This is a genomic window from Parasegetibacter sp. NRK P23 (assembly GCF_023721715.1).
Classification (GTDB): domain Bacteria; phylum Bacteroidota; class Bacteroidia; order Chitinophagales; family Chitinophagaceae; genus Parasegetibacter.
Map to the genome: position 1 here is coordinate 1 of NZ_JAMDLG010000026.1, position 2,347 is coordinate 2,347.

The 2,347-nt window shown below is 59.2% G+C and carries 1 protein-coding gene; it reads right to left on the bottom strand.

From position 1 onward, the window contains the following. A partial coding sequence (locus M4J38_RS19380; protein WP_251761466.1) for an Ig-like domain-containing protein occupies window positions 1-2,347 on the bottom strand: 2,347 nt, incomplete at both ends.

Consider the following 2,347-nt stretch of genomic DNA (forward strand, 5'->3'; position numbering starts at 1 on the left):
CCTGCAGACAGGCTGGCATCAGTGTAGGTAAGGGTGCCGGTGGGCACATCGCCTATTTTGCTGTAGCTGCCCGCTTCGGAGGTGGAACGGAACACTTCGTAACCCGTTGCGCCTACGGTAGCGCCCCAGTTCAGGCGGATCTGTGTTTTAGAGATACCCGTAGCCGTGAGGTTGGTGGGCGCCACGGGCGTGGTGCTGCCCAGCGGGTAAGCGTCTATCACCAGTGCGCCCAGGTAAGCGTTGGCGGATGAACCGGATTTCAGTACCGTGATCAGTATCTCGCCGTTGCTGTCGGGGGAGATGCCATCCAGTTTACCCACATTGCTGGAGTTGTTGGTGGCGTCCACTTCCACCGAGTTGCCGTTTACGGTGTAGCGGGTGGTGAGCGGCGCGGAGAAGTTGGCCCTGCTCGCGAAGAAGGAGAGGTCGTACTTCTTGTCTGCCGACAAACCACTCAAACGGATTCTTCTTTCCGCCGTACCGGAGTAGTAGTAGAAGGTGCGCATCACGTCATCGGGATAGATGCCGCTGTTGTTGCCGGTTACCACACCCAGGGTGTTCTGCGCCGTCCAGGCGTCCAGCACGGTCAGGGTGATGCCGGTACTGTTGTTGGTCTGATCTTTCAGGTCCGCCAGGGTGAGACCCGCGTTCGGCGCGGCGTTGGTGCTGTTCCAGGGGCTGCCCACGGGGAAGGTCTGGTTGAAGTTCACGAACACTTTGGTGAGGTTGGCCACGTTCACCGTGATGTTGAACGTACGGCTGGAACTTCCGCCGAAGTTATCCGAAGCGGTGATGGTGATACCGCTGTATACACCGGGGGTATTGCCCGCGTTGATCTGGATGGAACCGGTTCCGTTGCCGTTGTCGGTAAAGGTCGCGAACGAAGGCAGGTTGGAAGCTGACAGGGTGATCACATCACCCGGATCGGTGGCGGATACGGCCACGGTGGTGGACTGTTGTGTATTGAGCGTTACGTTGGCGATGGGGTTCAGCACCGGCGCTACGTTGGGCGTGGTGACGCTTACGGTATCGCTGTAAGGCGCGTTGCCATAGCTGTTGGCGGCGCGTACGGTATAGTAATAGGTCGTGTTACCTGCCACGGCGGCATCTTCATGCTGCACCAGGTTGGCGGCACCGGTATGGATCAGGGAGAACGGACCGGCGATGTTGGTGGCCCTGAATACTTCGTAGGAAGTTTCATTGTAGGCTGCGTCGGTCCAGTTCAGGCGTACTTTACCGTCCACGTTTTGAGCAGACAGGTTCCTGGCTTTGGCCGGAGCGGTCTGGTCGTCGAAGATGGACTCGATCACCAGGCTGTTCAGGTAACCGAAGGAAGAACCCGCGGCGGCGTTCACCACGAAGGTCACGGAGCCGTCGGCGGCGGGCTGCACGCTGGAGATCTGCGCGGTGTTCTGCGCGTTGTCTTTGGTATCAAGGCTCACCGTGGTGGCGCCGATGGTATAGGTGGTGGTTACACCGATGCCGGCGTTGGGGTTGGCCCTGCTGCCCAGGAAGCGGAAATTGTATTGTGTGTTCGCGTCCAGACCATACACCCGCACGCTGCGTGCGATGGTGGTGGTAAAGTATGACGACCTGAGTACCGCGTCGGGGTACACACCGCTGTTGCTGCCGGTGTTCATGCCCAGGTTGTTGACGCCGCCCCATGCGGTGAGCAGTTGGATACCCACGCTGGTAGTGGCGCCGGTGGCGTCTTTCAGGTTGGCGAAGTTATCGTTCAGGGCAGGGGCCTTGGCGGTATTGTTCCAGGGGGCGCCTGCTGTATAGGTAGCATCGCCGAAGTTCATGTAGATCACTTTTACGGGATCCACATCATTTACGGTGATGGTGAAGGAAGTAGTGTCGAAACCATTGTTGCCGTCTTCCACGCGGGCGGTCACCTGGTAGGTACCGTTATCGGCGTAGCCCGGAGCCAGGTCCAGTTGCGCGGTACCACCGTTGGTGGTCACGGTCACGAAGGAGGGCAGTCCGGTGAACGACCAGCTCAGCGCGTCGTTCTCGTTCTCATCGGTGGCGCTGAGGTTGAGTTGCGCGGTGGCTTTTTCGTTGAGCGTTACATTGTTTACCGCGGCCACAACGGGCTGGTAGTTTGCGTCCACCACCAGGTGGAAGACGGTGGAGGCGGAGCCGCCGTGTTCGTCGGTAACCGTAACGGTGATGTCGTTATAAGTACCGGCATCTGAAAGCGCGGGGTTGAAGCTGAGGGTGCCTATGCCGTTGCCTGTACTTTGGAAAGTACCGAAGGCGGGCAGGTTGCTCACCTGGATGGTCAGCGTCTCAGGATCGGCGTCCGTAGCGGAAACAGGCAGGTTCAATTGCGTACCGAAGC